The following is a 21,948-nucleotide window of genomic DNA, read 5'->3' on the forward strand; positions in this document are numbered from 1 at the left end:
AGAAACGAGAATATCTATCCAATGACATTTTCTGGCAGTTTGATACCGATTTTGATATCAACGTAGCAGCCGCAGACCATACAACCCGCCCGCCATCGAACCTTTGCGGGCGACGAACTTGATCACCAGTTTGCCGCCAACCGCCATTGCGGGCGGGATGGTGTAGTCCCTGGTGTAGATCTCCTGCGGCGCGGTGGCGTCCAGGCTCACCTCGGCCAACAGCTGGCCGTTGATGAAGATATCGAAGCGGCGGCCGGCGTCCAGCGTCGAATAGGTCAGCCTGAGTGTCTTCGCTTCGGCCTTCTTGTCGGTCAGGTCGTAGCTGAACCAGCCGCTCGCGTGCCGCCAGTGCCGGCCTTTGTTGATGCCCGCGTCGGCGCCTTCGCCTCTGAAGAAATGATCGGACTCCGGCTGCTGCTCGCCCGGCGCCACCTGGTCGATGGTCTGCGCGTCCAGCGCCAGGCGTACCGCCTCGTCCTGCGCTGCCCTGGACTGCATGAAGGCCAGATTGGCCGGCGTCGAATACGGCCAATAAACCACGTAGCGCGAATCATGCAGGCGGAAGAATGGAATGAAGGTCACGCTGCCGACATTCTTGCCCTGCACCAGACCGGGCGCCGTGAACGTCAGCGGTTTGCCGGGTACCGGCTTGAAACGGTCCATGAAGGCCTTGGTGTCGCTGACCAGCGTGGGCGCGGACTCCAGTGGACAGACTTGGCCCTGCGCCACGTGGCCCATGCGCGAATCGTCGGCGAGGAAGTTCAGCTTCTCGCCGGCGAAGGGGTTGGTCTTCGCCGCCAGCACGATGGGGCCGTGTAGCACCGCGTAGTAGTTGGACTTGTCCGGCATCTGCTCCAGATGGGTTTTCATCGGCAGGAGGATTTCGACTTTGTCGCCGTCCCGCCATGCACGGCGCAGGCTGACGTAGCGGTCCGGGCCCGCATCTGCCGCCACCGGCTTGCCGTTGACTGTTATGCGCAAGGCCCCCTGTGCCACCCACTCGGGATAGCGGATCTTCATCGTGAACGCCTTGTTGCCCTTGACCGCGCCCTTGACCATAATCGTGCTGCGGTCCTCGTCCGGGAAGCGATTGGCCTGCGTGATGGTCACGCCTTGCTCGCGCCAGTTCAGCGTCGATGGGATGAACAGGTTCACGTACAACAGGTCGCCGCGATGCGCGTAGATGAACTCCCCGTACTTGGCATGGCTTTCGATGCCGGAACCCACGCAGCACCACATCGCCTTGTCCACCTGCGAGTAGACGCGATAGTGATTGGGCCGCATCGGCGTGAAGTAGACGAAGCCGCCGCTATCCGGCCGCTGCGAGGACAGGATATGGTTGTACAACGCGCGCTCGTAGTAATCGCTGTAGCTGCCCTTGGCGTCGCCGAGGAACAGCAGCTCGGTGAGCTTGAGCATATTGTAGGTGTTGCAGGTCTCAGGGCCTTCGACTTCATCCACCATCGAAGAGTAGTCCTTATCGTCGTGGAAGTGCTCCTTGACGCTGTTGCCGCCGATGGCGACGGTGCGGTGATCGCGCACGGTCTGCCAGAAGAACTGCGCGGCCTGCTGCCAGTCGCGGCGGCCGGTGATGTCGCCGATGCGCTTGAAACCGATTACCTTGGGGATCTGCGTGTTCGCGTGCAGGCCGGTGAGCTGGTCCTTGCCCGCTTCCAGCGGCCGCAGGATGGCCTGATGGGAGAAGCGGATTGCCAGATCCATGTATTTTTTTTGTCCCGTCATCTGGGCGACGTCGGCCAGCACCTCATTCATGCCGCCGTGCTCACTGCGCAACATGGACTGCATCTGCTCCTCGCTCAGGTGCGAGGTCAATTCCAGCGCCCAGTCGGACATGGCGATCAGCATGGCGCGGGCGTCCGCGTTGCCGGCGTAGGTGTACGCGTCGCGCAGGCCCGCATATACCTTGTGCAGGTTGTACCAAGGGACCCACTTGCCATTGACGGAGAAATTGTCGGCATGGAGTTCGCCCTTGGCGATGGCCTGCCATGCCGCGCTGCCGTCCGGGATGCCGCCGATGTAGCCGTTGCCGTTGCGTTCCTGGCAGCGCTTGAGTTCAGCCACGAAGTAGTTCAGGCGACGCAGGACTTCGTCGTCGCCCGTGGATGCGTACATCAGCGCCAGCGCGGAAAGATAGTGGCCGCCGAGGTGGCCGTCCAGACCTGACGATTCCCAGTTGCCGTAGCTGGGCTGCTTCAGCGGCAGGCCGGCTTCGCGCAGGAATGGCGCCAGCAGACGGTCGGGCTCCATCTCAAGCAGGTAATGGAGATCCGTCCGCTGGGCTTCCAGGAAGGGGCTGTCGCCAAGGCGGACGTCGGCCAGTGGGAACAACTGCAGCGGAGCCGCCGCAGCCGATGCGTACAGCATCGCAGCGGCGAGCAGCACCGCCGCCCTGCGCAGCATCACCATCATGGCGATGGCAGCTGCTTGCTGCGGTATCGATTCAGGTCCGCAGGGTCCACCATCGGCCAACCGCTGGCGTCCCACTTCATTTCCATGATCTTCAGCTTTTGCAGGTAGTCGTCAGCCGTCTCGTAGGCGTGCAGCACCAGGAAATCCTTGCCGTCGATGGTGTAGGCGCTGTTATGGCCCAGGCCTTTCCAGTCCTTGTTGCCGGCGATGACGTTGGAGCCGCCCCCCTTCTGCATGTCGACGCCGTTCTTGTCCACGTAAGGACCAGTGACGTCCCTGGACCGGCCGACAACGACGTAGTACGTGCTGTCGCCCTTGCGGCAGCAAAGCCCGAACGACGCGAACAGATAATAGTAGTCGCCCTTCTTGAAGACAAACGGTGCCTCAATCTCGTCCGGCCCCGCCGACTTCTCCGCCACCGACGGTCCGCGCGAGCGGCTGGCGATTGCGTGCCATTCCTGCGGCTCCGCGAGTCCGGTCCAATCCGCATTCAGCTTGACCAGTTTCAGGCCACTCCAGAAGGAACCGAACGCCATCCACGCCCCGCCCTTGCCATCTTCAACGATGTTCGGGTCGATGGCGTTCCAGTCGTCGCGCAGCGGCACGGATTGCAGCACCATGCCCTTGTCTTCCCAGCGATAGTCCGGCGAGCGGGGGTTAAGCGTCTTGTTGACAGTGACGCCGATACCCGAAGTGTTCTTGCCGAATCCAGAAACGGAATAGTACAAATAGTATTGTCCGTTATGGAACTGCACATCCGGCGCCCAGATATGGCCGTCGAAGGTCGGTGCGGCGCGCTTGGCCCACACCGGCTGGTCCTTGAAGACGCGGCCTTCCGGCGTCCAGTCCTTCATGTTTTTGGAGCTGTAGAAGGTGATACCCGGCCCGGTGCTGAATACGTACCAGGTATCGCCTTCCTTCGCCATCACCGGATCGTGGACGCTGACTTCCTTGGCCGTGCAAGCCGACAGCGCCAACAGGCCCAATGCAAATATCGCTGACTTCATACTAACTCCCTGTACGCGCGCCCCAGATCGACACGCCATCCACCGACTGCGCGGTCCACGTCACCACGAACGCGCTGGCGTTGGTATTCCACTGGCGCGACAGCACGCCGTTGAAGGTACCGGTGGCGCCCAGCGTGAGCGTGATCTTGTTGGCGCCATTATGCTTCCAAGTGCCGGTGGCGGCGCCGGAAACCGTGCCGTCGGCCGCCAGCTTGACGTTCTGCGAAGCCTTGATCGCCGTCGTGATGTCCTTGCCGTGATTGATCATCTTGTACGTTCCCGCAGCATCGGCAACCGTCACCTCGGCCGACAGCGCCGTCGAGTTCTTGCTGAGCGGCGCATAGCGGAACGGCGACACGACGATCCAACCGTCTTCGTTGATGAACATTTCGTGCACGCGGATCTGATGAAGCTCGCCGGTGCCGGGGAAGCGCGTGTGGAACACCAGGAAGTATTGGCCGGTCGCCGCTTCGTAGTAGGCGGAGTTGTGGCCGGCCGATACGTAGCCCAGCGGCGTGCCGGTTTCGCCATCCGCCAGCGCGAACTGGTGGTTGCCCATGATCTTCTGGCCGAACGGTGCGATGCTGGCGTCGTCGAACAAGGGCAGCGCCGGATTGGACTTGACGTTGGCCATGTCGTTGCCCTTGGCGTCCACGTAGGGGCCGTCGGGGTTCAGCGAGCGCGCCACGCGCATGTTGTAGGCGCCGTTGGCATCCAGTCCACCGAAGGACGTGAACAGGTAGTAGTACTTCGACTGCGGGCTGTACATCACATACGCGCCTTCGATGCGGCTGTGGTTCCCGCCCATCAGGTGCTTGCCGTAGCCCTGGCCCGGCTTCTGCAAACCGGTGGCGGGGTCCATCGCCAGGATGAAGATGCCGCCCGAGTAGGATCCGTAGACCATCCACAGCTTGCCGTCCTTGTCGAAGAAGGTGTTCGGGTCGACCACGTTCGGCATCGTCAGCGCATCGTAGACCTTGACGCCGTCCTCGCTGATCTGGCCCCACATGCCGGATTTGAGCATGATCTGCTTGTTGACGTAGGGGCCTTCGATCTTGTCCGCCACGGCCACGCCCAGCGCCGAGCGGGGCGAATCACCCTTGCAGGCGTTGTAGTAGAAGTAGAACTTGCCGTCGCCGAGTTTGACCACGTCCGGCGCCCACAGGTCCGTCACCTGCGCCCAGGTGAAGGTGTCCGCCAGCGCGGTGACGACGTTGTTGAACAGCGGATTGGCAGCGTTGACGCCATCCGCGATCTTGGTCCAGTTCATCAGGTCCGTCGATTTGGCGGCAGCCAGGTGCGAGCCGAATACGTAATACGTGCCGTCCACCTTGATCACTGCCGGATCGTGTACCGAGGCGTCGCCGAACGTGATCGTGGTTGGCGTGGGCGTTGGGGTCGGCGTGGGCGTTGGCGTCGGAGTCGGCGCAGGTGTTGGCGTCGGCACCGGCGTGACTGGACTGCTACTTCCTCCGCCGCCACCGCAACCGGCCAGCAGCAGCGCTACACCGCCGGCGATGGCCTTGCGGCGCGAGATCGAGATATCGTGTTCGCTCATGCTCTTACTCCACCGCGACCACGACAACGGCCTTGGCCGGAATCTTCACCGTCAACTTGCCGTCGACCGCCGTCGCGCTGTATGGTGCCGGTTTGATCGCCTGCGGCGCCTGGAAGGTATTATGCGCATCCATCGCGGCGGCGGTCAGCACCCGCCCCTTGACGGATTTGATCGCCTGCCCCGGCACGTTGATCGCCACATCCGCGGCCTGGCCTGGATTGGTGTTGACCAGCGCCAGATACAGCTTGCCATCGGTGCCACGCGCGGCCGATGCGCTGATTTCAGGGACACTGGCGCCATCCAGCGCATATTGCGGATTGTTCGACAACGTCAGCGGCAGCGAGGTCGCGCCCTGGAACGGCACATACATCTCGAAGGCGTGATAGGTCGGCGTCAGCACCATCTTGTCCTTGTCGGTGATGATCATCGATTGCAGCACGTTGACCATCTGCGCGATATTGGTCATGCGCACGCGGTCCGCATGGGCATGGAAGATGTTGAAGTTAAGCGCTGCAACAACCGCATCGCGCAGGGTGTTCTGCTGAAAGAGAAAGCCGGCGTTGGTGCCCTTCTCCACATCGTACCAGGTGCCCCACTCGTCGACGAACAGGCCCAGTTTTTTCTCCGGGTCGTTCTTGTCCATCGCTGCGGAGTTCTTGCGGATGTGGTCATCCATGCGCAGCGTATTGGACAGCGTGGACATCCACTCCTTCTCCGGGAAACCGGTCGCTGCGCCCTTCACTTCCCATTTTCCGGTCGGGATGGTGTAGTAGTGGAAGCTGATGCCGTCGGTCTGGCGTTTCAGCTGCTTGCTCAGTACTTCGGACCAGGTCAGGTCGTTGTCGTTGCCGCCGCTGGCGATCATCTTCGGACGGTACTGCTGCGGCGCGCGCAGGAAGGTCTCGACGTTCTTGTACAGATCCGCGTAGTGCTCCGGCGTCATGTTGCCGCCGCAACCCCAGGCCTCGTTACCGATCGCGAAATAGGCGACCTTGAACGGCTTCTCATGGCCGTTCTTGCGGCGCAGGTTGGCCAGTGTGGATTGGCTGTCGGAGGTCATGTACTCGATCCACTCCGACATCTCCTGCGCGCTGCCAGTACCGAGATTGCCGTTGACATAGGCGTCGGCGCCCAGCAGGTCGACCAGGTCGAAGAACTCGTGCGTGCCGACGGCGTTCGATTCCGCCACGCCGCCCCAGTTGGTATTGACCTTGACCGGACGCTTCTCGCGCGGGCCCAGGCCATCCTTCCAGTGATATTCATCGGCGAAGCAGCCGCCGGGCCAGCGCACCAGCGGCACGTGCATGGCTCTCAAAGCGCCGACGACGTCGTTGCGCCAGCCCTTGGTGTTCGGGATCTTCGATTTGGGGCCGACCCACATGCCTTCATAGATGCCGGTGCCCAGATGCTCGGCGAACTGGCCGTAGATGTCCTTGTTGATGACGGCGCCCGGCTTGCCGGCATCGATGGTCAGGCCGATGGTATCGGCGGCGAATGCGCCACCGGAAGCCAGCAGGCAAAGGGAAAGTACGCCTTGTTTGATGTAGTTCATTTAAGTCTCCTGTTTATAGTTTTATGACAAAGCCGCCGTGCGGCTTGATCGTTACCGCTACTTTTTTTCCTGCTGCGATGCTGCGCTGGCTGAAATCACGCTCAGCGCTGCCGTCGCCGATGATGACGCCTTGCCTGGCGCCGACGAAAGACAGGTCCAAGGTCAAGGCCTTGTCCGCGTTGGTGGCGTTGATGCCGGCGATGTACCAGGTGTCGCCGGAGCGGCGCGCGATGACGGCGTACTGGCCTGGATAGCCGTCTACCAGGCGGCTGTCGTCCCAGCTGCGCGGCAGCTCCTGCAAGAAGGATTTGACGTAGGCCGGCACGGTGGCCATGCCTTCCGGGATCTCGGCGAAGTGCTGGATGCCGGAGATATAGAGCACCGATGTGGCGAGCTCGAAACCATTGCTGGAGCTGCGCTTGATCTTGGGGATATCGCCGAACACCATCGGCGTGAAGTCCATCGGGTCGAACAGATTACGGGCGAACGGCAGCATGGCCGCGTGGGTCGGCATCTTGTCTTCGTCGGCTTGTTCGAAGGTGGTGAACTCCATGCCGCGTACGGCTTCCATCGTCATCAGGTTCGGCCAGGTACGGGTCCAGCCGCGCGGCAGCGTGGCGCCGTGGAAGTTGACCAGCAGGCCGGCATCGGCAGCGTCGCGCAGGATGTTGATGTAGTAGGCGATCATCGATTGCGCGTCGCCGTTGAAGAAGTCGATCTTCACGCCTTTGACACCCATGTCGCGCAGGCGCTTGAACTCGGCCACGCGCTGTTCATGCGTCAGCAGCTGGCTTTTGGGCGAATACTCGGTTGCGTTCCATGGGCCGGACGAGTTGTACCACAGCAGAATGCCGACCTGCCTGGTCGCCGCATAGTCGACCAGTTCCTTGATCTTGTCGTAGCCGATCTTGCGGTCCCAGTCGGCGTCGATCAGGGTGTAGTCCCAATGCATGTCGGCGGCGTAGTCGATGAACTTCTTCTGCACGTCGTAGACCGTGGCGTCGTCCTTCATCAACGCCCAGCTCCACGAAGCGTGACCTGGTTTGACCAGCTGTTTGTCGAAGGCGATGGCTGGCGCGGCCAGGTCGGTGCCGAGCGTGGAGTTGGTCACGGTCTTCAGGGAACCCAACGCCAGCAGGCGCCATGGCGATGTCAGCGTGCCGTCGAGTTCGGCCAGCAAACCGCCGCCCGGGTAGATTTCGGCGGCCATCGGGTTGCCGATGCTGTATTTTCCGCCTGCGGATTCCGGCGCCAGGCGCGAGGCCTGGAAGCTGCCGTCCATGCCGGCCTCGGAGATTGCCACCCAGTTGTCGCCGCTCTTGAACAGCGCCGGGAACACCCAGCCCGCCGGCGACGGCGATGCGGTGCCGACCGGGATGTCCATCTGGTAGTGCTCTTCGTAGGAAGGGTTGGTTCTGCTCCAGCCGGTTTGCGCAACGGCGATCGGTTGCAGCCAGGCCTTGGCTGCGGGTGGCAAGGCGAAGGTGGTGCGTTCCTGGATCAGTTTTTTGTGCGGCAGCGAAGGCTCGGCGACGACGTAGCGGAAGGCCACACCGTCGTTCGACACGCGGAACACGATGTCCATCGCCTGCTGCTGCGCGTTGCGCACGGTGTAGGTCTGCTCGTTGGCGCGGTAGCTGATGCTGCTCTTTTTACCGACAGCCATCTGGTACTGATCGTTGACGGTGCGGGCCTTGGAGGTGGCCGTCAACGTCAAAGCGGTCGCCAGATCTGCGCCCTGCAATTGCAGGCCAAGGTCGGAGGCAAGCAGCACCGGCCTGCCGTCGCGCGAGATCGAATACGCCAATCCGCCACCAGCAGTGGCTTGCACATTGACGCTGATGTGATGATCGGGACTGGTCAGCACAGGCTGCGCTGCGGCCACCGTCATCGCACTGGCGGCGAGCGCCAGCGCGGAGAAACATGTCTTTACCATGTTCATACCTTTTTTATGGTTATGCATCCCAAGCGGGGGTCAAGTCTGACATTCGGACACGAGCTGAACCGTAGCAACGCTCTACGGTTCAGCTCGTGTCCGAATGTCAGACTTGACCCCAGGGTTATACCCAGCCTGCGTCGACGATGAACTCCTGGGCGGTGCACATCGCGCCGTCTTCGGCGGCGAGGAACAGCACCATCGATGCGACGTGCTGCGGCAGCAACTTGGTCGGCATGCACTGGTTGCGCTTGATATCCTGTTCGCCCGCGTCGTCCAGCCACAGGTCGATCTGGCGTTGCGTCATCACCCAGCCCGGCGTGACGGTGTTGACGCGGATGCCGTGCGCGCCGAACTCGCGTGCCAGCCCGCGCGTCAAGCCATGTACCGCCGCTTTGGAGGTGGCATACACCGCATAGCCGGCGTTCTTGACGTGCCACGAGATCGAGCCGACGTTGATGATCGAACCGGCGCCCTTCTTCTTCATGCCTTCCAGGACCGCCTGGCAGGTGAAGAACATCGGCCGCTGGTTGATGGCGATGCGCTCGTTCCAGTAATCCACCGTCACCTCGGCCGTCTCGTGACGCTGGTCGTTGGCGGCGTTGTTGACCAGGATGTCGAAATCGCCGACGGCCGCCGCCATCTCGGACATGGCGTTTTGCAGCGCCGGGATATCGGTGATGTCGCACTGGCGGAACAATGGCTCGGGATAGCCGGCTTCCTTCACCCGGCGAACCAGGGCCAGGCTGGCGTCGCGGGCGATATCGACGAACGCCACTTGCGCGCCCTGCTCGGCGAAGGAGATCACCATCGCCTCGCCGATCCCTGTGCCGCCACCCGTAATGAATACACGCTTGCCGCGCAAGCTGCCAAATTTGGCCAATTGGGTCATACAGTCTCCGTTTTAATTTTTATCAACCGCGCGTCAGTTCGCCCTCGCGGCGACGCCAGGTTGCGGTGCCGTTGTCGCGCAATACCTCCGGCAGCAAGGCCTGCGACAGGTTCTGGTACGACACCGGACGCAGGAAGCGCACGATCGCGCCCGTACCGACGGACGTGCTGCGGCCATCGGAGGTCGATGGGAACGGGCCGCCGTGCACCATCGCGCTGCACACTTCCACGCCGGTCGGGAAGCCGTTGGCCAGGATGCGGCCGGCCTTGCGCTCCAGTACCGGCAGCAAGGCGTGCGCCAGATCCAGGTCGCCGTCGTCAAGTTGCAGGGTGGCGGTCAGTTGGCCTTCCAGGCTCTCGACGACTTGATGCAGTTCCGCGACGTCCTTGCAAGCGACCAGCAACGAAGCCGGGCCGAATACTTCCTCCGACAACGTGTGCTGCGACAGGAAGGCCGCGCCGCTGGTGACGAACAGCGCCGGAGCGCCCTTGCCTTCCGATTGCGGCGCCAGCGCCAGCGTCTTCACGTCCGCATGCTCGGCCAGCTGCGTGATCCCGCGCTGGAAGCTGCCGGCGATCCCCGGCGACAGCATCGCGCACGCGGCGCCACCGGCCAGCGCTTGCGCGGCGGCGTTGGCGAAGCGGTCCAGATCCGGGCCGCCGATACCAATCACCAGTCCCGGATTGGTGCACATCTGCCCCACGCCCAGCACCAGCGAACCGGCGAAACCGGCGGCGATTTCTTCGGCGCGCGCAGCCAAGGCGCGCGGCATCAGGAATACAGGATTGATCGAGCTCATTTCCGCATACACGGGAATCGGCACCGGACGCGCGGCCGCAACCGCCATCAACGCCATGCCACCGCTGCGCGAGCCGGTGAAGCCAACGGCCTTGATGGCAGGATGGCGCACCAGCTCCTGGCCGATGCCGTTACCGCTGCCGGTCAGCAGCGAGAACACGCCGGCAGGCAGGCCGCAAAGCTCCACCGCCTTGATCACCGCGCGCCCCACCAGCTCCGACGTGCCGGGATGCGCGGAGTGCGCCTTCAACACCACCGGGCAACCGGCCGCCAGTGCCGACGCGGTGTCGCCACCGGCCACAGAAAAAGCCAACGGGAAGTTACTGGCCGCGAAGACCGCTACCGGACCGAGACCGATCATGCGCATCCGCAGGTCGGGACGCGGCGGCGCCCGTTCCGGCAGCTCCTTGTCGATGCGGACGTCGTTCCACGAGCCTTCGCGCAACAGGTTGGCAAACAGTTTCAACTGACCGACGGTGCGGCCGCGCTCACCCTCGATGCGCGGGCGCGGCAGGCCGCTTTCGGCCATCACGCGCTCCACCAGCACATCGCCCAGCGCCATGATCTGTTCCCCGATGGTTTCGAGGAAGACGGCGCGCCGCTCGTCGCTCAGCGCGCGGAAGGTGTCGAACGCGGCATCGGCCAAACGGCAGGCCTGGTCGATCTGCTCGAAATCGACAGCATGGAATTCAGGTTCCATCGGCGCTTGCAGCGACGGATTGTAGCCACGGATAGCAGCGCCCGTACCCTTGACGGCGACGCCGCCTATCAGTGCTTCACCGGTAATGATCATAATGCTTTCACTTTCGCGACTTCGGTTTTGTACACTGTCAGCTTGTTGCGCAGGGCCGGGCCGAATTGCGGCGCTTCGATTTCAAAAGTCTCGCCGGGTTTGACGACGATGTTGTCGGCTACGCTCAGCGTCGCCGTGCCGAAGAAGTGGATATGCACGTCGCCCGGTCGCTTGAACAGCGGGTACTTGAAATGGTGGTGTTCCAGGTTGCCGATGGTGTGCGACATATTCTGTTCGCCGCTGAAGAACGCCTTCTCCCAACGTACCTTGCCTTCCATGTCGTAGATGCGCGAGGTGCCTTCGATATGCGCCGGCGCTTCGCCGACCAGCAGCGCCGGGCCCAGGCCGCAGGCGCGCAGCTTGGAGTGCGCCAGGTACAGGTAGTTCTGGCGTTCGGTCACGTGGTCCGAGAACTCGTTGCCGATGGCGTAGCCGATGCGGTATGGCTGGCCATCATCGCCGATCACGTACAGGCCCGCGACTTCGGGCTCTTCGCCGCCGTCAAGCGCGAAGTCCGGCATGCTCAGGGCCTGGCCGCTGGCGGCGACGATGGAACCGTCGCCCTTGTAGAACCACTCCGGCTGCACGCCGGCTTCGCCCTCGGCAGGCTTGCCGCCTTCTACGCCCATACGGAACATCTTCATGGAATCGCTCAGGGATTCGACGTCGCCGCCGATTTTCTTATGCATGGCGTCGCGGGTGTCGGCGCTGCCCAGGTGGGTCAGGCCGGTGCCGGTGACGTAGCAGTGGGCGTCGTCGCTATGGTCCAGCGGCGGCAGCAGACGGCCCGCCGCCGCGACGGTGTCAAACGCCAGCACGGCGTGGCCCGTGGCCTTGGTAGCCAGGTCGGCCAGGCCGATCGACTGGCGAATCGCGGCTTGCGCCAGCGCGTAGGTGGTGTCGTAGCCTTCGATGATGCGGATGGTGTTCTGTTCCAGCACGCCGATCTGGCGCGCGCCTTGTTCGTTCTTGAATTGCACGAGTAGCATGGTGTCTCCGAATTTTGATTAGTGCGAGTGGCGCGGCACGGCCGATCCGCGGTTCCCGACCAGGAAGTCGAAATCGCAGCCTTCGTCGGCTTGCAGCACGTGATCGATGTACAGCTTCTGGTAGCCGGTCTTGGGACCCGGCGCCGAGCCGGCGACGCGCACGGACTGGCGCTCCGCCATCTCCGCATCCGATATCTCCAGGTTCAGCAAACCGCCTGCGCAATCGAGCGTGATCCAGTCGCCATCCTTGACGATGCCCAGCGGGCCGCCGGCCATCGCTTCCGGCGCCACGTGCAGCACCACGGTGCCGTAGGCGGTGCCGCTCATGCGCGCATCCGAGATACGGACCATATCCTTGACGCCGGCCGCCAGCAGCTTCGGCGGCAGGCCCATATTCCCTACTTCGGCCATGCCCGGATAGCCTTTCGGGCCGCAGTTCTTCATCACCAGCACCGAGTTGGCATCGACTTCCAGTTCAGGATCGACGATGCGGCTCTTGTAGTGTTCAAAGTCCTCGAACACCACGGCGCGGCCGCGATGCTGCATCAGCTCCGGCGTGGCGGCCGATGGTTTCAGCACCGCGCCACGCGGCGCCAGGTTACCGCGCAGGATGCAGATGCCGCCATCCTTCAACAGCGGCTTGTCCAGCGGACGTATCACTTCGTCGTCGTAGATCGGCGCTTCCTTGCAGTTTTCCCACAGCGATTTTCCGTTGACGGTCAGCGCATCCGGATGCGGCACCAGACCGCCATCGCCCATGCGACGGATCGCGCCCGGCAGGCCGCCGGCGTAGTAGAACTCCTCCATCAGGAAGCGGCCCGATGGCAGCAGGTCGACGATGGTCGGCGTGCCGCGACCCACGCGGGTCCAGTCTTCCAGCTCCAGGTCGACGCCGATGCGGCCGGCGATGGCTTTCAGGTGGATCACGGCGTTGGTCGAACCGCCGATGGCGGCGTTGACGCGGATCGCGTTCTCGAAGTTCTCGCGCTTGAGAATCTTCGACAGCGTCAGGCCTTCCTTCACCATCTCGACGGCGCGGATGCCCGACATGTGGGCCAGGATGTAGCGGCGCGAATCGACGGCGGGAATGGCGGCGTTGTGCGGCAGCGTGGTGCCCAGCGCCTCGGCCATGCAGGCCATCGTGGACGCGGTGCCCATGGTGTTGCAGGTTCCTGCGGAACGGGAGTGGCCCGATTCCGCCGACATGAACTCGTGCATGGTGATTTCGCCGGCCTTGACCTGCTCGTGCAGCTGCCATACGGCGGTGCCGGAGCCGATGTTCTTGCCGTTCAGCTTACCGTTCAGCATAGGGCCGCCGCTGACGACGATCGTCGGAATGTCGACCGATGCGGCGCCCATCAGCAGCGCCGGCGTGGTCTTGTCGCAGCCGACCAGCAGCACCACGCCGTCCATCGGATTGCCACGGATCGATTCTTCGACGTCCATGCTGGCCAGGTTACGGGTCAGCATGGCGGTTGGGCGCAGGTTCGATTCGCCGTTGGAGAACACCGGGAATTCCACCGGGAAGCCGCCGGCCTCCAGGATGCCGCGCTTGACGTGTTCCGCCAGTTTGCGGAAGTGGGCATTGCAAGGGGTCAGTTCAGACCACGTGTTGCAGATGCCGATGATAGGTTTGCCCTGGAATTCGTGATCGGGAATGCCCTGATTCTTCATCCAGCTGCGATACATAAAGCCGTTCTTGTCTTGCGTACCAAACCACTCGGCGGAGCGCAGCTTCACCTTTTTGTCGTTCTCGGACATGCATATCTCCTCAGTATGTTCTTGTACGGGGGCGTGAATGTCATGCCCCCGCATCGATAAGCCATACTAAGTTGTGTTGAGATATCTTTCCAATAAATTATTATTCGACTTTGATACCCGAATCGGTATCAGTCCTCAACGGAGAAGCGGTAGCTCATGACGGTGCTGTACTCCTCGCCCGGACGCAGTATCGTCGACGGGAATTCAGGGCGATTCGGCGAGTCGGGATAGTGTTGCGGTTCGAGGCAAAAGCCGCTGCGATGGCCGTAGATGCGCCCTTTTCCACCCATGCCGTCGTGCAGGAAGTTCCCGCTGTAGAACTGCACGCCCGGCTCCTGGGTCAACACTTCCAGCACGCGGCCGGAGGACGGATCACGCACGCGGGCCGCCAGTTCCAGCGCGTTGGGAGCGGATTTATTCAGCACGAAGTTGTGGTCGTAGCCGGCGCCGTGGCGCAGCTGTTCGTCGCCCTGGTTGATGCGGGCGCCGATCGCGTGCGGAGTGCGGAAGTCGAACGGCGTGCCCGCCACCGCAGGCAGCTCGCCGGTGGGTATCAGGCCGCTGTCGACCGGGGTGTAGGCGTCGGCGGCGATGGTCAGCTCGTGGGACAGGATGTCGCCCTTGCCGGCCAGGTTGAAATAGGCGTGGTTGGTCAGGTTGACCGGCGTCGCTTTATCGGTGATCGCGTGGAACGCGATACGCAATTCGTTATTGTTGCGTAGTTCGTAGATCGCCGTTACTTCCAGGTTGCCCGGGTAGCCTTGCTCGCCGTCGGCGCTCAGGTAGCTCAGGATCAGGCCCGCCGATTTGGGCGTGGCGAAGGTTTCGGCTTCCCACATGCGGCGGTGGAAGCCGTCCAGGCCTCCGTGCAAATGGTTTACGCCGTTGTTCACGTTCAGCTCATGGGCTTCGCCGTCCAGCGTGAAGCGGCCGTTGGCGATGCGGTTGCCGTAGCGGCCGATCAGCGCGCCGAGATAGTGCGATTCGCCCAGGTAGGCGGCGGCATCGTCGAAGCCGAGGCAGACGTCTGCCAGTTGGCCGTCGCGGTCCGGCACGTGGATTTCGGTGATCACGCCGCCAAGGTCGCTGATCTTGACGATCATGCCGTTGGCGTTGGTCAGCGTGTACAGGGTGGCTTCAGGGCCGAAGGCGGATGTGGTGATGGTAGGCTGGGACATGGTGGCGCTTTCTAATGGCAAGGCGGCCGAGAGGAATAAACCTTCTCGGCCGCCGCAATGATTGATGCAGTCTCGCTCAGGCGATAGAGGGCTTTCCGAATACCGGCATGCCCTGCCCGTCCCACTTCAGTGGTTTGACATAGGTGTGCCGGTCCGGATTCCACAGCGGATCGCCAATGATCTCGGTATAGGTGCGTGCATGATAAACCAACATGACGGTCTCGCCATCATCGCCGATGGTGAAGCTGTTGTGTCCCGGTCCGTACACGCCATACTCGTAACATGTTTGCAGCACCGGCTGCGGCAACTTGGTCCACGAGGCCGGATCCAGCAGGTCGGCATGTTCGTCCGCCCACAGCAGGCCCATGGCATAGTTCTCGTCGGTGGCGCTGGCCGAGTAGCTGATGAAGATCTTGCCGTTCTTCTTCAGCACCGACGGGCCCTCATTGACCCAGAAGCCACGGATCTCCCAGTCGAATTCCGGCTTGCTCAGCATGACCGCCGGGCCACCCAGCTGCCACGGCGTCTTCATCGGCGCGATGTACAGGTTGGAATTGCCTTCGATGGCGACGTCCTTCTGCGCCCACAGGTAGTAGAGCTGGCCCTTGTGGCTGAAGGTGGTGGCGTCCAGGCAGAAGGTGTCGATGCCGGTGTCGACCTGGCCCATGAACTCCCACTCGCCGACCAAAGGATTGGGATTGGCGTTGCGGATCGCGTACATGCGGTGCTGGAACAGCTTGTGTTTGATCTCGCGGCTGGGCGCGGCGGCGAAGTAGACGTACCAGGCGCCGTCGTTGTAGTGCAGCTCCGGCGCCCAAACCAGTTCGCTATACGGACCGGTATCCGGCTTGTGCCAGACATCGACCTTGTCCGCATCCGCCAGGCCGGCGATGGTCTCCGCGCGGCGCAGCTCGATGCGGTCGTACTGCGGCACCGAGGCGGTGAAGTAGTAGTAGCCATCGCTGTGACGAATGATAAAAGGATCGGCGCGCTGCTCGATCAGCGGAGTGAGTACATCTTCCATTGCTTCGATTTCCAAGAAATTAGACTGCCACATAGGATTGGACATTCATCTGTTGTTTGACCTGCGTGTAGTACTCGTCGGTGACGCGGTACTTGAACATCAGCAGCCCCATCACCGTATGGAAGAAACCAGGGATCAGCGTCAGCATCAGCACTATGCCGTGCAGCGCGAACGCGGTCTGTTCGTGATTCGGCTGGTACTCGAAGTACGTCAGCAGCACGCCGACCAGCGCGCCGGCGATGCCCATCCCGGCCTTCTGGCAGACGGAAATACCGCCGAAGGCGAAACCGGACACGCGCTTGCCGGTCTTGACCTGGCCGTAGTCGATGGTCTCGGCGATGGCCGACCAGAACACCGGCGCATGCAGGTCGACCACGAACGACAGCAGGAAGTACAGCACAAAGGCCAGCACCATGTCGCCCGGCTTGACCAGGAAGTACATGGCGGCGCTGATCACGCCGACGCCGATCTGCGTCCAGCGGAACAGCTTGACCTTGCAATAGAACTTGGTGATCCAGGTCGAGGCGATCATCGACAGGATGGCCGCCACCACGCCGGTCGACAGGAAGGCCGACACGGTGGCGGCATCGCCGCCCAGGTAGTACTTGACGTAGTAGATCGACGCCGAGGCGCGCACCACATAACCGACCGTTCCGGTCACGCAGACGCCGCACAGGATCAGCCACTGGTCGTTCTTCAGCAGCACCTTCAGCTGCTCCAGCAGCGATTGTTTCTGCACCACGTGGCGCACACGCTCGGTGGTGGTGAAGAAGCAGAACAGGAACAGCGCGATGCCGATCACCGCCATCACCGCCATCGCGGCCTGGTAGCCGGTGGCCGCGCTGCCGCCGCCCCAGCGTTCCGACAAGATGGGCACCACCACCGTCACCATGAAGGCGCCGATCTTGGCGAAGAACAGGCGGTAGCCGTTGGCCGACAGCCGCTGCTGCGGGTCGTTGGTCAGGCTGCTCGGCAGCGAGATGTAGGGTATGCCGACGCCGGAGGTCATCACCGTCATGATGATGTAGGTGGAATAGGCCCAGATCAGTTTTGCGCTGTAGGCCCAATCCGGCGTGGTGAAGACGAAGTACACGCTGACGCCATACGGAATCGCCAGCAACAGCAAGTAGGGGCGATAGCGGCCCATGCGGGCGCTGTCGAAGCGGTCGGTGATCTGCCCCATCACCAGGTCGGACAAGGCGCCGATAAATTTGACGGCGACGAACAGCAGCGCCAGGTCGGAGGTTTTCAGGCCGTAGATATCGGTGTAGAAGAACGTGATGATCAACATCATCGACGAAATCACCACGTTCAGCGCCATGTCGCCGGCGCCAAAGCCCACTTTTTCCAGCAACGATAATTTTTGATTCGACATCGGATACTCCAACAAGTTTTCATTCCCGCTAGCGGGAACCGGCCAGGACGACCGAGGTCTTCCTGGCCGTCGGGGCTTACATCTGCCAGCGCACGGCAGCCGAGACCGAACGTCCGATCTGCAGCGTACCGAAATTGCTCAGCTGCGGTGTGCCCGCACTGCCGAAGTGGTAGTACTGCTGCTGCATTTCGTTCGTCAAGTTGACGCCACTGATATCGACCGACATCCTGTCGTTGATTTTATAGGAGACTTGCATGTCCACACTCTTTTCCGGATGACGCCAGATGCCGATCGGATTGGCAAACAAAGCCGCTTCGTTTCTGGCCAGGAAGCCGGAGCGCCAGACATAGGACAAGCGCGCGCTGACCGGACCCTTTTCGTAAGCCAGGGTGGCGTTGTAGGAGCTGCGGGACACGCCGAAGAACGGCGTCTCGAGCTGAGCGACGATGACGCCGGCATCATTGGCGTCGGGCACGTTCTGCGACGAACTGAGTCGCGTATAGCTGCCCTGGATGCCCAGGCCGTCCAGCAGGCTCGGCAGCCCCTTGGGGAAGTAGATCAAGCCGAGCTCGGCGCCTTTGATGTTGCCGTTGGAGGCGTTGACCGGCGAGTTGATGACGTAGTCATAGCCGTTCGTATGGTCGCCGCCCGAGGTCGAGTTGCGGAACGGATCGTTCGCCGGATCGACGTGTACCTTGTGACGCAAGTTTACGACCAGGCCGTCGATCTTGCGCTTGAACAGAGTACCGTAGAGTGCGCTGTCCTTCTGGAAATACCACTCAGCCGTCAGATCGAGGTTGGTGGAGCGCGTCGGCTTCAGGTCGGGATTGCCGCCGGTGCCCGAGCCATAACCCACCTTCGACACGTCGTCGCCGAGTTGCAGGACAGGATTCAGATCGCCGAAGTTCGGGCGGCGCAGGGTTTGACCATAGTTAAAGCGCAGCACGACGTCCTTGGATGGGTCGTAAATCAGGGTCATGCTGGGCAGGAACTTGCTGGTCGACTTGCTGGCACCGGACGGCGTGACCGCCTTGGTGGTGGCATCAACCTTGTAGAAGTTCATGTCGGTATCGACCTTAACGTAGCGCATGCCGAAATTGCCGCGCAGGCGATGTCCGAACAGCTCGTTCTGGGTATTCCCCATCACGAAGAGGTTCTTCGTCTTTTCATCGACCTCGAACGTCTTCTGCAGGCTCAGTTTGTCCGTCGTCAGGAAGTTCGCATCGGCCGAGTTATACAGCTTGCGCCACTCGTCGATATGGTCGCGGATGTAGTAGGCATTGGGCTCCACCCATGAGCGCGGAACATCCGAGATCGCCGTGCCGAAGTTCGAGTTGGTGGACGAATACGCCGCCCCCAGCGAGGCCAGGTTGCGGCCCAGGAAGGCCGATTGGGTGCGGTTAGCCTCCGACGCCTTGCGGTCGTCGAAGCGCGCGCCGAACTGGATCGTCGTCAGCGCCCCCCAGTCGGCATCGTAGACGCCCGCCAGACTGGCCGTCGCGGCGCTGCCCTTGTTGCGGTTGGCGGTATCGTAGAACTGCGCAACATTCCACTTGGTCGGGTCGGTCAGGTCGGCATTGTTATTGAAACGGAACGCCGTGTTGTTGCCGCCGTCATTGAAGTCGACGGCGATGGACGGTGCCACGCGATCGATCCGGGTGGCCGTGAATTCCGAGTGATACGTGCTGGTCTGGTACGACAGATCACCTTCCAGCTTCAGCTTGTCGCTAATGTCCCACTTGCCGTTCAGGGCATAAACGTAGGAATCGGTTGCCGACGTGGTGTAGTCGCCGCTGTTGAAACCATAGACGTTGTTGACGTTACGGCTCTTGATGATGTTCGTTCCCGGGAACGTCGTAATCGAGCCCGCAGGGTTGCTGCCGAGATCGCCCCACCAGTCGACAAAGCTGAACAGCAACTGGTTGAAGGCCTTGTCACGATAACCGTTGTACATCGATTCGAAGGTATAGACTGAATCACTGTTCGGCTTCCACTGCAAGGCGATATTGGCGGCAGGACGCTCGCGCTCGCCCTGAAGGTCGCTCTGGAAAACGGCGTCGCGCGCCAGGTAATAAGGATAAGCCTTGCCGTTGAAATCCAGCGTTGAACCCGCTGCCGTCGGCAAGCCGGTATGCATACCAGGCGTCCAGATATTGTTGTCGAAGATGCGCTGCAAGGGCGTGTAACCTGCGGGAACTTCGGCGGCATTGGGGCTGGTAAACGGCACCATGGCACCCGGCGTCACGCTTTCATTGCGGTATTTCGTCTTGGCATCCGACAGGTTGACCAGGGCACCGACTTCGCCGATGCCGGTTTGCCAGCGGTCGCTGAACATGGCGCTGAGCTGCGGGTTGGCCTTTTTCGCGGGATCGAGATAGGTTTCACGCGCCGACAGCGAGATTTTCCGCCCCTTGAAATCGAACGGCCGCAGCGACTTGACGTCGACCTGGCCTGCAATGCCGGTTTCCAGCTGGCTGGCGTCGCGCGTCTTGTAGACGTCAATCTGGCGCACCAGGGTCGAGGGAATGTCCTGAAGCGCGACCTGCGCGCCGGACGCCGTAAAAATAGTGCGGCCGTTCCAGGTTGTCTGGACATCGGGCAGGCCTCGGATGGACAAGGTGGCGACTTCGCCGCCGGCGCGGTCGGTGACCTGGATCCCCGTCACGCGCTGCAGCGCTTCGACGACATTGTTATCGGGCAGCTTGCCGATGTCTTCGGCAACGATCGATTCCACGACCTGGTCGCTGGTGCGCTTGATCGCCAGGCTCTTGATCAGCGATGCCTTGACGCCCGTGACGACCACGGTCGGAGCCTCGGTCGGCTCCGCCTTTTCGGCGGCAGCTTGCGCCCACACCGAGGCGCTGCTGAGCAGGCCGGCCGCGGCCAGCACCGCGACGCCGGTTTTCAGGACAAGGCGATGCGTCGCCTGGGACTCGAAAGTCCCGGTTGATAATTTGTTCATACGTCTCCTGTGTTATCTGTTTTATAGTTTTGCAGCGACCTCGGAAATCATCTTAGGGTCTGGCCAAAAAACAAACCAATCAATTTTTTCGGGTTTTCGATACCAAAAAAGGTATCGCCACAGGCTGTGAAAGTGAAAAAAAAAGCCCGCTTCCGGCGGGCTTTCATGCATTTTCCGCATGGTTTTACTGGAACGCGACTTCCGTGAAGCTGCGTAACTTGCGGCTGTGAAGCTTGTCCACGCCTAAGGCGCGCAACAGCTCCAACGCCCGGATGCCGATCCGTAAATGCTGGTCGACCCGCTCGCGGTAAAACTGGTTAGCCATGCCCGGCAACTTGATTTCACCATGCATGGGCTTGTCGCTCACGCACAACAAAGTGCCGTATGGCACCCGGAAACGGAAGCCGTTGGCGGCTATCGTCGCGCTTTCCATGTCCAGCGCGATCGCCCTGCTCTGGCTGAAACGGCGTTCCGGCGTGCGTTGCGGCAGCAGTTCCCAGTTGCGGTTGTCGGTGCTGGCGACGGTGCCGGTGCGCATCACGCGCTTCAGGTCGTGGCCGGTCAGCTGCGTGACCTCGGCCACGGCGGCCTCGATCGCCACCTGCACCTCGGCCAGCGGCGGGATCGGCACCCACAGCGGTAAATCCTCGTCGAGCACGTGATCCTCGCGCACATAGCCGTGCGCCAGCACGTAGTCGCCCAGCTGCTGGGTGTTGCGCAGGCCGGCGCAATGGCCCAGCATCAGCCAGGCATGCGGACGCAGCACGGCGATGTGGTCGGTGATGGTCTTGGCGTTGGCCGGGCCGACGCCGATGTTGACCATCGAGATGCCGGTGCCGTCGGCGCGGATCAGGTGGTAGCCCGGCATCTGCGGCAGGCGCGGCAGCGCCGCGCCGTGGGCGTCGTTGGCCTGCACCGCCTGGCCGACGCGGCGCGTGACCAGATTGCCCGGCTCGATGAAGGCGATGTAGTCGTCGTCCGGCGCGCCGGCGGCCTGGCCCATCAGCTCGTGGCCCAGCTTGACGAATTCGTCGATATAGAACTGGTAGTTGGTGAACAGCACAAACTTCTGGAAGTGCTCGCACGAGGTGCCGGTGTAGTGGCGCAGCCGTTGCAGCGAGTAGTCGACGCGCGGCGCCGTGAACAGCGACAGCGGCTGCGCCTCGCCCGGCGGCGGCTCGTGGGTGCCGTTGGCGATGCCGTCGTCCATCGCGGCAAGGTTGGGTAGATCAAATACGTCGCGCATCAGCAGGCGCCGTTCCGCGCTCATGCTACCTTCGATGTGCTCGTGCTCGGCAAACGAAAAGTGAATCGGAATCGGCTGCGAACTGGTGCCCACCTCGATGCGCAGGTGATGGCTGCCGTGATTCTTCAGCAGCAGCTTGAACTGTTGCTGGTAGTAGCGGGCGAACAGGTCGGGCCGGGTCAGCGTGGTTTCGTAGGTGCCGGGGCCGGCCACAAAGCCGAACGCCAGCGTCGAATCGGCGCGCGCCACGGTGTCGGTATGGACCCGCACAAAAGGGTAGCAACCGCGCACGTGCTCGCCGACATCCTCGCCGGCGACAAAACGTTTCATGGCATCGCGCAAGTGGGCGACGTTGGCCTCGTAGATGGCCAAAACCTGATCATAAGCGGCAATCGGATCGTCAAATTGCATGGGGGCGATAAATGGACGGGTCGGTGACATGCGGCT

Annotated in this window: 14 protein-coding genes; all 14 read right to left on the minus strand. The window is 62.2% G+C overall.

What is annotated here, in order from left to right; genetic code table 11:
* Nucleotides 1-57: 57 nt before the first annotated feature.
* On the minus strand, nucleotides 58-2,430 hold the full coding sequence (locus AC1RMD_RS09390; protein ID WP_492925909.1) for a beta-L-arabinofuranosidase domain-containing protein: 2,373 nt from the start codon (nucleotides 2,428-2,430) through the stop codon (nucleotides 58-60).
* On the minus strand, nucleotides 2,427-3,437 hold the full coding sequence (locus tag AC1RMD_RS09395; protein WP_492925911.1) for an arabinan endo-1,5-alpha-L-arabinosidase: 1,011 nt from the start codon (nucleotides 3,435-3,437) through the stop codon (nucleotides 2,427-2,429). Before AC1RMD_RS09395 ends, AC1RMD_RS09390 begins: the two co-directional genes overlap by 4 nt.
* Nucleotide 3,438: 1 nt before the next feature.
* Nucleotides 3,439-4,995: a glycoside hydrolase family 43 protein gene (locus AC1RMD_RS09400; RefSeq protein ID WP_492925913.1), complete on the minus strand. Its 1,557-nt coding sequence runs from the start codon at nucleotides 4,993-4,995 to the stop codon at nucleotides 3,439-3,441.
* A 4-nt stretch (nucleotides 4,996-4,999) separates the two neighbouring features.
* Nucleotides 5,000-6,547, minus strand: a complete 1,548-nt coding sequence (locus tag AC1RMD_RS09405) for an alpha-N-arabinofuranosidase (protein ID WP_492925915.1) — start codon at nucleotides 6,545-6,547, stop codon at nucleotides 5,000-5,002.
* 13 nt (nucleotides 6,548-6,560) lie between these two features.
* Nucleotides 6,561-8,483, minus strand: a complete 1,923-nt coding sequence (locus tag AC1RMD_RS09410) for a glycoside hydrolase family 97 protein (RefSeq protein ID WP_492925917.1) — start codon at nucleotides 8,481-8,483, stop codon at nucleotides 6,561-6,563.
* Between the two features lie 124 nt (nucleotides 8,484-8,607).
* The gene (locus AC1RMD_RS09415) at nucleotides 8,608-9,375 is read right to left on the minus strand and encodes an SDR family NAD(P)-dependent oxidoreductase (protein WP_492925919.1); all 768 of its coding nucleotides are present in this window, start codon (nucleotides 9,373-9,375) and stop codon (nucleotides 8,608-8,610) included.
* 22 nt (nucleotides 9,376-9,397) lie between these two features.
* On the minus strand, nucleotides 9,398-10,966 hold the full coding sequence (locus AC1RMD_RS09420; RefSeq protein WP_492925921.1) for an aldehyde dehydrogenase (NADP(+)): 1,569 nt from the start codon (nucleotides 10,964-10,966) through the stop codon (nucleotides 9,398-9,400).
* Nucleotides 10,963-11,955, minus strand: coding sequence for an AraD1 family protein (araD1, locus tag AC1RMD_RS09425; protein ID WP_492925923.1), 993 nt, complete (start codon nucleotides 11,953-11,955; stop codon nucleotides 10,963-10,965). Before araD1 ends, AC1RMD_RS09420 begins: the two co-directional genes overlap by 4 nt.
* An 18-nt stretch (nucleotides 11,956-11,973) precedes the next feature.
* Nucleotides 11,974-13,716: an IlvD/Edd family dehydratase gene (locus AC1RMD_RS09430; protein WP_492925925.1), complete on the minus strand. Its 1,743-nt coding sequence runs from the start codon at nucleotides 13,714-13,716 to the stop codon at nucleotides 11,974-11,976.
* A gap of 128 nt (nucleotides 13,717-13,844) precedes the next feature.
* Complete coding sequence (locus AC1RMD_RS09435) at nucleotides 13,845-14,894, minus strand: aldose epimerase family protein (protein ID WP_492925927.1); 1,050 nt, start codon at nucleotides 14,892-14,894, stop codon at nucleotides 13,845-13,847.
* A gap of 76 nt (nucleotides 14,895-14,970) precedes the next feature.
* Nucleotides 14,971-15,918: a glycoside hydrolase family 43 protein gene (locus tag AC1RMD_RS09440; RefSeq protein WP_492925929.1), complete on the minus strand. Its 948-nt coding sequence runs from the start codon at nucleotides 15,916-15,918 to the stop codon at nucleotides 14,971-14,973.
* Nucleotides 15,919-15,937: 19 nt separating this feature from the next.
* Nucleotides 15,938-17,293, minus strand: a complete 1,356-nt coding sequence (locus AC1RMD_RS09445) for an MFS transporter (RefSeq protein WP_492925931.1) — start codon at nucleotides 17,291-17,293, stop codon at nucleotides 15,938-15,940.
* A 76-nt stretch (nucleotides 17,294-17,369) separates the two neighbouring features.
* On the minus strand, nucleotides 17,370-20,255 hold the full coding sequence (locus tag AC1RMD_RS09450) for a TonB-dependent receptor (RefSeq protein WP_492925933.1): 2,886 nt from the start codon (nucleotides 20,253-20,255) through the stop codon (nucleotides 17,370-17,372).
* Between the two features lie 184 nt (nucleotides 20,256-20,439).
* A complete protein-coding gene (locus tag AC1RMD_RS09455; RefSeq protein WP_492925935.1) occupies nucleotides 20,440-21,942 on the minus strand; it encodes an AMP nucleosidase in 1,503 nt (500 codons plus the stop codon).
* Between the last annotated feature and the right edge of the window lie 6 nt (nucleotides 21,943-21,948).

It is taken from the genome of Duganella sp. GW822-FHT06D06 (assembly GCF_058799615.1).

What these genes read in the sequence shown, in the direction of transcription:
- AC1RMD_RS09405 (WP_492925915.1), bottom strand. Translation starts at nt 6,547, where the DNA reads ATGAACTACATCAAACAAGGCGTACTTTCCCTTTGCCTGCTGGCTTCC.
- AC1RMD_RS09435 (WP_492925927.1), bottom strand. Translation starts at nt 14,894, where the DNA reads ATGTCCCAGCCTACCATCACCACATCCGCCTTCGGCCCTGAAGCCACC.
- AC1RMD_RS09440 (WP_492925929.1), bottom strand. Translation starts at nt 15,918, where the DNA reads ATGGAAGATGTACTCACTCCGCTGATCGAGCAGCGCGCCGATCCTTTT.
- AC1RMD_RS09415 (WP_492925919.1), bottom strand. Translation starts at nt 9,375, where the DNA reads ATGACCCAATTGGCCAAATTTGGCAGCTTGCGCGGCAAGCGTGTATTC.
- AC1RMD_RS09430 (WP_492925925.1), bottom strand. Translation starts at nt 13,716, where the DNA reads ATGTCCGAGAACGACAAAAAGGTGAAGCTGCGCTCCGCCGAGTGGTTT.
- AC1RMD_RS09445 (WP_492925931.1), bottom strand. Translation starts at nt 17,293, where the DNA reads ATGTCGAATCAAAAATTATCGTTGCTGGAAAAAGTGGGCTTTGGCGCC.
- AC1RMD_RS09400 (WP_492925913.1), bottom strand. Translation starts at nt 4,995, where the DNA reads ATGAGCGAACACGATATCTCGATCTCGCGCCGCAAGGCCATCGCCGGC.
- araD1 (WP_492925923.1), bottom strand. Translation starts at nt 11,955, where the DNA reads ATGCTACTCGTGCAATTCAAGAACGAACAAGGCGCGCGCCAGATCGGC.
- AC1RMD_RS09395 (WP_492925911.1), bottom strand. Translation starts at nt 3,437, where the DNA reads ATGAAGTCAGCGATATTTGCATTGGGCCTGTTGGCGCTGTCGGCTTGC.
- AC1RMD_RS09420 (WP_492925921.1), bottom strand. Translation starts at nt 10,966, where the DNA reads ATGATCATTACCGGTGAAGCACTGATAGGCGGCGTCGCCGTCAAGGGT.
- AC1RMD_RS09390 (WP_492925909.1), bottom strand. Translation starts at nt 2,430, where the DNA reads ATGATGGTGATGCTGCGCAGGGCGGCGGTGCTGCTCGCCGCTGCGATG.
- AC1RMD_RS09455 (WP_492925935.1), bottom strand. Translation starts at nt 21,942, where the DNA reads ATGTCACCGACCCGTCCATTTATCGCCCCCATGCAATTTGACGATCCG.
- AC1RMD_RS09450 (WP_492925933.1), bottom strand. Translation starts at nt 20,255, where the DNA reads ATGAACAAATTATCAACCGGGACTTTCGAGTCCCAGGCGACGCATCGC.
- AC1RMD_RS09410 (WP_492925917.1), bottom strand. Translation starts at nt 8,483, where the DNA reads ATGGTAAAGACATGTTTCTCCGCGCTGGCGCTCGCCGCCAGTGCGATG.